The organism is Streptomyces alkaliphilus (assembly GCF_014141535.1).
Lineage (GTDB): Bacteria > Actinomycetota > Actinomycetes > Streptomycetales > Streptomycetaceae > Streptomyces > Streptomyces alkaliphilus.
The window spans coordinates 1-726 of sequence record NZ_VKHT01001560.1; the positions used below are offsets into that span (position 1 = coordinate 1).

The window sequence follows — 726 nt, forward strand, 5'->3', positions numbered from 1 at the left end:
CCCCCTTCGGCCGCCGGCTCCTGCCCGCCGCCCGGCGACTGATCCTGGCCGCCGAGGCGTTGGAGGACGAGGCCGAGCGGGCCCACCGGGCCCCCATCGAACCGGCCCTTCCCGACACCTGCTCCCGTCCGGATGTCGCCCGGCTGATCGCCGTGGCGGCGGAACGGGGCATCACCCTGGACCCCCGCTCCGCCCCGCCGGCCGAACGCGCCGAACTGCTCGCCTCCCGGACCGTGCGCGCCGCCCTCCTCGCGGTGCCGCCCTCCTCGCGGTGCCGCCCACCGAGGCGACCTGGACGGTTCCGCTGGGCCTGGCCGGTCGGACGCCCCCCGCGACGCGGCGGCTGTACGTGGAGACCCTTCGTCCCGGCCGGGGCGACACCGGGCCCGCCCGGCGCCTGTGCCTGGAGCCGGAGGACGACGTGCCGCACGTCCGTGACCGGCTGCGCCGGGTGTGCGAGTCGGTGGGTCTGCGGCCCTCCCAACTGATCGTGGAGAAGAGCCCGGAGGTCGCCGCCGCCCGCGCCATCGGCGGTGAAGATCTGCTGCTGTGCCCGCCGGCCCGGGCCCGCGAGCTGGGTCTGCACTGGCGGCCGATCGGGGAGATCGACCCCGTCCGGGGATACGCCCTGGTCGCCGGCTCCCCGGACGACGCCGATCGGCTCGACGCGCTGCCGCGGGAGGCGATCGCCCGCTGCCCGGGCGCCGACGCCGCGCCGCCCGCCCC

Annotated in this window: 2 pseudogenes; both read left to right on the forward strand. The window is 78.5% G+C overall.

The features are described 5' to 3' along the window. Positions 1-488: pseudogene (locus FNQ90_RS27890) on the forward strand (hypothetical protein); the annotation flags it as partial. Further along, positions 464-726, forward strand: a pseudogene (locus tag FNQ90_RS27895) (LysR family transcriptional regulator); the annotation flags it as partial. The pseudogenes FNQ90_RS27890 and FNQ90_RS27895, both read left to right, overlap by 25 nt.